This window comes from Oscillibacter ruminantium GH1 (assembly GCF_000307265.1).
Taxonomy (GTDB): Bacteria; Bacillota; Clostridia; order Oscillospirales; family Oscillospiraceae; genus Oscillibacter; species Oscillibacter ruminantium.
Genome location: NZ_DF158896.1, coordinates 809,359 through 815,734, shown reverse-complemented (window position 1 = coordinate 815,734; position 6,376 = coordinate 809,359). Strand labels below are relative to the sequence as shown.

Sequence of the window (6,376 nt, the reverse complement as noted above, 5' to 3'; positions counted from 1 at the left end):
TTTTACTATCCGGTATTTCTTATCCCCGCACAGCCGGGGATTTCTTTTGGTCGTTCCAAAACTAGAGGGTGATCGGCCTTTCATGCCGATCACCCTCTTCGTCCACCGCAGATATCGCTATACCGAAATCGGTTTACTCATTTATATTGTACAGCTTTTCAAAAGCCGCAGATATGAGCAAGCTTTTATGTTTACTGGGGGTTGCTGGCACTGGGTGCGGCTTCCGTGCTTGCAGATGCGGCTGCACTCTGATCGGGTGCGCCAAAAGCAGCATCGGTAGAACCAACAGCAGAGGTAGCAGCAGAATCAGCGGCAGAACCGGCAGCGGGAGCTGCGGGCTCGGTAGCTGCGCTAGCAGCGGGATCAACAGCAGAGCTGGTAGCAGCAGAAGTAGGAGCCGAAGAACCGGCGGAAGACTGTGCAGGCTCAGAGCCGCCGCACGCTGCCAGAGCGGTCACCATCAGCGCAGACAAAACAATTGCAAAAAACTTCTTCATCAAAAACATCTTCTTCCTTTAAATTTGCCGTCCTCCGACGGCTGGGTAAGCTTTATAAATGCGTTAGCGCATTTTAAGCTATCAAGAATGCGAAAAACAGAACGTTCCATCGTTTTCAAAAGGGCCCTTTTGAGTTGCGGCATTCTTGACCTGGATAGTTGTAGCACGATTGTCGAGTAATGTCAATAGCATTTTTTACTCAAAAAGCCAAGCCACAAAAAAAGCAAAAAGCATCCTGAACCCACGAGAAAAAGCTGGTATCACGTAAAATATGGGTAAATGATTGCGTATTTTTTTTACAAGACCGCACTTTGCAAAAATAAAATAATTCCCCGTGTTATGAAGAACAACTGTCTGATGTGACCATTCACAATGCAGATTTATCCGGGGTTTTGTTGACATTCTTAACGATTTCTTAATTATTTTTTATCCATTGAAACGCCGAGTTTTAAGCCGCGCCCTTGTCCACACCTGCCGCGAATACATTGTGTTTTCAAAAATTATACAGTATCACGCTAAATAGTTACTTATATTTTCTTTAAACGTAATTAAAATCAGATTTTGGGACCAGCGGCTAATTCCCGCAAATCTGTGGCAGGAGATAGAAACGGAAATAAACGGCCATGGTCCAAAAAAGCGGAACCCAACCACGCAAATGCGTAAAGAGCAATTCATGAAAACAGCTTGTGGCTGTTGCCATTGCCACGGTGCTTCTCGCCACGCTGCTAGGGAAGGGTTCTTATGACAAAGTTCTGGGGCATCAGGCAGACTTTTACTTTTTCTCCGATCCGCAGCAGCCTGCGGAAGTTGAGAAAAATCTACTGGATTTGGCCAACATGGCGTATGCAGCGAATTTTTATGCAACGGCCACCAACAGCTGCACCAGCACACTGGACGGCATTTGTATGTACCGCCTTTGGCCAGCACCATCACCGGTACCGCTTATAATAAAACGATGTTTGAGGATATCGGCCAGAAAGTCCCCCTCTGTCTGACGGAATTCGCGCCTTTGCGCCGGGTCTAAAGTTCAACGGCGCGATGCTGACGCTTGCAGATGCCTTTAACGAAGCCAATTTCTTTGACACCATGGATTGTTTCGATTGGTACGATCAATACGCCAGTACGGATACGGGCCATTCGGATGTAATTTTAAAGCCGATTAAAAGCCGATTTCAATTTCTTTTCGATGAAGGTGTAATTCAGCTCTCCGACTTCTCTCTGCAGCCCGCTTACCGTTCCGCCACGATGTACAAGACGCGGACCACCGCCATGACAATTAAACCCAGTGAACAATGGAATATACAGCAGAAGCGAGCCACCGACGAGTTTGCGCTCATGCCATTTACAGCGACGACGAGCCAGCTTTCGACTATGCCATCAGTGCGCCGTTGAGCTGTATAGGAGTAGACGCCAGTGTCGGTAAGGATGCAGGCAAGCTGGATTTGGTTATGAGACTTTTGGATGATATCAGCACACCGGAGATGCAGACAGAGCTCCTCTGCGGCAATGCGACCTATAATTATAGGATTTATGCCCAATGTTGAACAATCAACCCCCGTGAATATAGGCATAGCAGAAGGCCGTCAACAAAAGTCGACGGCCTTTTCAATGGTGCGCGAGGCGGGACTTGAACCCGCACGCCCTTGCGAGCACTGGCACCTGAAGCCAGCGAGTCTGCCAATTCCACCACTCGCGCACATAATATGAACTTCATGCAGGGAAACATACCTTGCAAAAACCTTCTCAGAAATATCTTTCAGAAAGCATATGCTTTCTGAAAGATATTTGGTGCGCGAGGCGGGAGTCGAACCCGCACGCCCTTGCGAGCACTGGCACCTGAAGCCAGCGAGTCTACCAATTCCACCACTCGCGCATATCCATCTGAGATTTTTCACAGTCTTTTTTCCACTCCTCGCGAAGTGAAAATGGTGCGGCTGACGGGATTTGAACCCACACGTCGATTCGGACACCAGCACCTCAAGCTGGCCTGTCTACCAGTTCCAGCACAGCCGCAAATCTGTGCCCTACAAAAGACTGCTTGATTATTATAGCCAGAAGCAGATAAAATGTCAACCTTAAATTTCCCTTTTCGGCAAAAAATTTATAATTGCGCTTTTTTCTCAAAATTCAGGCGCGCGCCGGACGGCATTTTTACCTCCCGGAGCGCGCCTTATATCGTTCAGCGTTCCGCCATGGGCGTGTATCCCCGGTGCTGTTCCACACATTCATACCGCGGACGAATCAGCTTTCCGCCGCCGGACAGCTCCTCCATTCGATGCGCGCTCCAACCGGAAATGCGGGCCACAGCGAACAGCGGCGTATAAAGCTCTCTGGGCAGGCCCAGCATCTCAAAGACAAAGCCGCTGTAAAAATCAATATTGGTGGAGATCGCGTCCTTATGGCGCCTCTCCATCAGCAAATCCTTGCCAATCCGCTCCACTCGTTCATAGAGGTTCAGCTCCGGCTGGCGCTGTTTCTCTCTGGAAAGGGTGGCCACATAATTCCGAAACACCTCGCACCGCGGGTCCGTCCGAGTATAAACCGCGTGGCCCAAGCCGTACAGCAGGCCCCGCCCGTCAAACGCCTCGCCGCCCAGAATGCGGCTCAGATAACTTTTCAGTTCCTCCTCGTCGTCCCAGTTGCGCACATGAGCCTTAATATCCGCCATCATCTCCATGACCTTGCTGTTAGCTCCGCCGTGGCGCGGGCCTTTCAGCGACGCCATGGAGGCCGCGATAGCGGAATAGGTATCCGTGCCGGAGGAAGTGACGACGTGGTTGGTAAAGGTCGAGTTATTACCGCCGCCGTTGTCGGCGTGAAGCACCAGCGCCACGTCCAGAACCCGGGCCTCCAACTCCGTATAGCTGCCGTCTTGACGCAGCATCCGCAAAAAGTTTTCCGCAGTGGAGAGTTCGGGCCGGGGTTCATGGATAAACAGTCCCTCACCCTTGTTGAACCGGTGGGCCTGATAGGCATAAATCGCCAGAAGCGGCATGATGGCAATCAGCTGCAGACTCTGGCGCAAAACATTTTCAAGTCCGATATCATTGGGCCGGTCATCGTAACAAAAGAGCGTCAAAATCGCCCGCTGCATCGTGTTCATCAAATCCTGCGGCGGTGCTTTCAAAATAACATCCCGCAAAAAGTTGCTGGGCAGCGTTCGATAGGTGGCCAGTTGAACGCAAAAGTCCCGCAGCTGCTCGTCGGACGGCAGTTCACCGAACAAAAGCAGATATGCCGCCTCCTCAAAAGCCAGCCGTCGCCCCTCAGACCCCCGCACGATCTCCCGGCAGTCGATGCCGCGATAATACAGCATACCGTCTATTGGCAGGATGCTTCCGTCTTCTTCCACCGTGTAAGACAGGATCTCACCCACGCGGGTCAGCCCCGTCAGCACGCCCTGTCCGTCCTCATCCCGAAGACCGCGCCGGACATTATACTGCTGATACAGCTTGGGATCAATGTAATTCTTCTTCTCCCACTGCTCCTCCAACGCCCGAATCGCGGGCGTAATTTGGGAGTAGACGTTCTCACCTTTTTCCGACCATATCATTCCGCTGTCTCCTCTCGCTGGATTTTATGCTTTATGGCGCTTCAGCAGCATATCGGCGATGTTTCGCAGGAGTGTCCGCCGCCAGCGCATAATGCAATTGTAGCACCGTACAGCTTCATTTACAACCTATATTTTAGGTTTTTTCTTGACGAATCCCCCAAAAATTGCAGTCAAAATATGATCGTCATTCATTTTCACACCAATTGGTGAAAATCGGAATTTCGGCAATCGGTTTCCTCCTCAGATTTGTGCCAACGTCTCCCCAATGGGGTCGGTGATTACCAGATCGGCGTTCAGATCGGCGGCCACAGCGGCCTTGTTGATCAGTACCAATTTGTCTCCCCGATAGTAGCGGATCAGCCCCGCCGCCGGATAAACGTTCAACGATGTGCCGCCAATGATCAGCATGTCCGCCTCAGAAATATATCGGATAGCTCTTTCCATCGTCTCTACGTCCAGCCCCTCTTCATAGAGCACCACATCCGGCTTGACCCGTCCACCGCAGGACGCGCAGCGGGGCACGCCCTCTGCGTGGAGCATAAAGTCAAGATCGTAAAATTTGCCGCAATTTTCGCAGTAGTTCCTGTGAACGCTGCCGTGAAGTTCCATGACTTCCCGACTGCCCGCCGCTTGATGCAGCCCGTCAATGTTCTGCGTGACAACGGCTTTCAGCTTCCCCTGTCTCTCCAGCTCCGCCAGCTTTACATGAGCGGCATTGGGCTTTGCATGGGGAGCCAAAAGCTTGGCCCGATAGAATCGAAAAAAATCTTCCGGCTTGCTTTCGTAGAACGTATGGCTTAAAATAGTCTCAGGCGGGTATTTATATTGCTGGTGATACAGTCCGTCGGTACTGCGAAAATCCGGGATTCCGGATTCAGTGGACACACCTGCTCCGCCGAAAAAGACAATATAATCGCTTTCTTTCACCATTTCTTTTAATTTTTTTGTGCTTTCTGTCATAAAACAGCCCCCATATATGTTAATTTTATCATCACTAAGGAGTTTCCCATGAATATTCAGATTTTCGGCTCTTCCAAATCCTTTGACAGCAAAAAAGCCGAGCGGTGGTTCAAAGAGCGCCGCATCAAATACCAGTATATCGACACACCCACCAAGGGATTATCTCCCCGCGAATACCAGTCCGTCAAGCAAAAAGTGGGGTTTGAAGCGCTGGTAAATGTAAAATGCAAGGCATACGAGGCGCTATACATGGCCTATATCACGCCGGATGCGCAGGAAGAGAAGCTGCTGGAATACCCGGAGCTTTTCCAGACACCCATCGTCCGCAACGGCAAAGAAGCCACCGTTGGCTATCACCCGGAGATCTGGGAGACTTGGGATTAAAAAGCGCGGGTATCCATTTCCCAATGGATACCCGCGTCTGTCTTTCGGCAAAGACCAGCTTTCCGGGCGAGCTGCGCTTCCAGTCCATGCTGAAATCCAGCGCGGCGTTCGTTCAGTCAAACAGGCTCATCTGCGCCTGCTCCTTTATTTCGAAGGTATTGAGATCCTGAAAAATTCGGTCGTTGTCGTGGAGGATTCCAGCTTCGTTGCAGCGGCGGCGGAACAGCCGCGTCAACTGGCGGCTGTTGGGGCTGTCCAGCAGATAGGCATTGCCATAGCGCCGGATGTATTTCTCTTTCAGGCCGGGGAAATGCCGGTCCAGCTGCTGGTAGAAATACTCCCGATTCCCCTCCCGCAAGGTCAGCCCCATGCCAAAGCAAATGATGCCTTTGACCTTGGCCTCGGCGCAATCGTCCAGAATCCCGTTGATGTTTTCCTCCGTGTCATTGACAAACGGCAGGATCGGGCAAAGCCACACCACTGTGGGGATTCCGGCGTCCCGCAGGATTTTCAACGCTTCAAACCGCTCTTTTGTGGTGCTGACCCCCGGCTCAATCTTTCGGCAAAGAGCCTCGTCATAGGTGGTCAGGGTCATCTGCACCACGCACTTAGCCTGCCGGTTGATGCGCTTCAGCAAATCCAAATCCCGCAGAACGCGGGCGGATTTGGTAATAAGCGTGGCACCAAAGCCGTATTTTTCAATCAGTTCCAGCGCCTGCCGGGTGTGGCAAAGCTCCTCCTCCAGCGGGATATAAGGATCGGTCATGGCGCCCATACCGATCATACAGGGCTTCCGTTTGCGGCGCAGGGCTTCCTCCAGAAGCGGGATGGCATTTTCCTTGACCTCTACATCTTCAAAAGCGTGTTCCATGTGGTAACAGGCGCTGCGGGAATCGCAGTAGATGCACCCGTGCTGGCAGCCACGATACAGGTTCATGTTGTTTTTTGCGGAGAGAATTCCCTTCGCGGTTACATAGTGCAT

General features: G+C 51.4%; 7 protein-coding genes and 3 tRNA genes. 3 read left to right on the top strand and 7 right to left on the bottom strand.

Annotated features, from left to right (window positions below; translation table 11 throughout):
- Nucleotides 1-191: 191 nt before the first annotated feature.
- A complete protein-coding gene (locus tag ON16_RS03875) occupies nucleotides 192-500 on the bottom strand; it encodes a hypothetical protein (protein WP_202949444.1) in 309 nt (102 codons plus the stop codon).
- Between the two features lie 683 nt (nucleotides 501-1,183).
- Between ON16_RS03875 and ON16_RS03870 the strand changes: the two genes are divergently transcribed.
- Together ON16_RS03870 and ON16_RS03865 are read left to right on the top strand one after the other, a co-directional pair.
- Complete coding sequence (locus ON16_RS03870; protein ID WP_040659533.1) at nucleotides 1,184-1,492, top strand: hypothetical protein; 309 nt, start codon at nucleotides 1,184-1,186, stop codon at nucleotides 1,490-1,492.
- A gap of 43 nt (nucleotides 1,493-1,535) precedes the next feature.
- Nucleotides 1,536-1,889: a hypothetical protein gene (locus ON16_RS03865; protein ID WP_040659531.1), complete on the top strand. Its 354-nt coding sequence runs from the start codon at nucleotides 1,536-1,538 to the stop codon at nucleotides 1,887-1,889.
- A gap of 217 nt (nucleotides 1,890-2,106) precedes the next feature.
- Here ON16_RS03865 and ON16_RS03860 read toward each other — a convergent pair.
- The 5 genes from ON16_RS03860 to ON16_RS03840 all read right to left on the bottom strand — a co-directional run bounded on the left by ON16_RS03860 (nucleotide 2,107) and on the right by ON16_RS03840 (nucleotide 5,010).
- A tRNA-Leu gene (locus ON16_RS03860) sits at nucleotides 2,107-2,193 on the bottom strand.
- Nucleotides 2,194-2,283: 90 nt separating this feature from the next.
- Nucleotides 2,284-2,370 (bottom strand) — tRNA-Leu (locus tag ON16_RS03855).
- Nucleotides 2,371-2,423: 53 nt separating this feature from the next.
- Nucleotides 2,424-2,510: transfer RNA gene (locus ON16_RS03850), tRNA-Leu, on the bottom strand.
- Between the two features lie 166 nt (nucleotides 2,511-2,676).
- Nucleotides 2,677-4,050 (bottom strand): citrate synthase, encoded by a 1,374-nt coding sequence (locus ON16_RS03845; RefSeq protein ID WP_040659529.1) that lies wholly within the window; start codon nucleotides 4,048-4,050, stop codon nucleotides 2,677-2,679.
- Between the two features lie 240 nt (nucleotides 4,051-4,290).
- Nucleotides 4,291-5,010: an NAD-dependent protein deacylase gene (locus tag ON16_RS03840; protein WP_040659526.1), complete on the bottom strand. Its 720-nt coding sequence runs from the start codon at nucleotides 5,008-5,010 to the stop codon at nucleotides 4,291-4,293.
- 48 nt (nucleotides 5,011-5,058) lie between these two features.
- On the opposite strand from ON16_RS03840, the gene ON16_RS03835 reads away from it, so the two are divergent.
- Nucleotides 5,059-5,394 carry an arsenate reductase family protein gene (locus ON16_RS03835; RefSeq protein ID WP_040659524.1) on the top strand — a complete coding sequence of 112 codons (336 nt, stop codon included), beginning with the start codon at nucleotides 5,059-5,061 and terminating at the stop codon, nucleotides 5,392-5,394.
- A gap of 112 nt (nucleotides 5,395-5,506) precedes the next feature.
- On the opposite strand, the gene ON16_RS03830 is transcribed toward ON16_RS03835, so the two are convergent.
- Nucleotides 5,507-6,376 carry an SPL family radical SAM protein gene (locus tag ON16_RS03830; protein WP_040659522.1) on the bottom strand — a complete coding sequence of 290 codons (870 nt, stop codon included), beginning with the start codon at nucleotides 6,374-6,376 and terminating at the stop codon, nucleotides 5,507-5,509.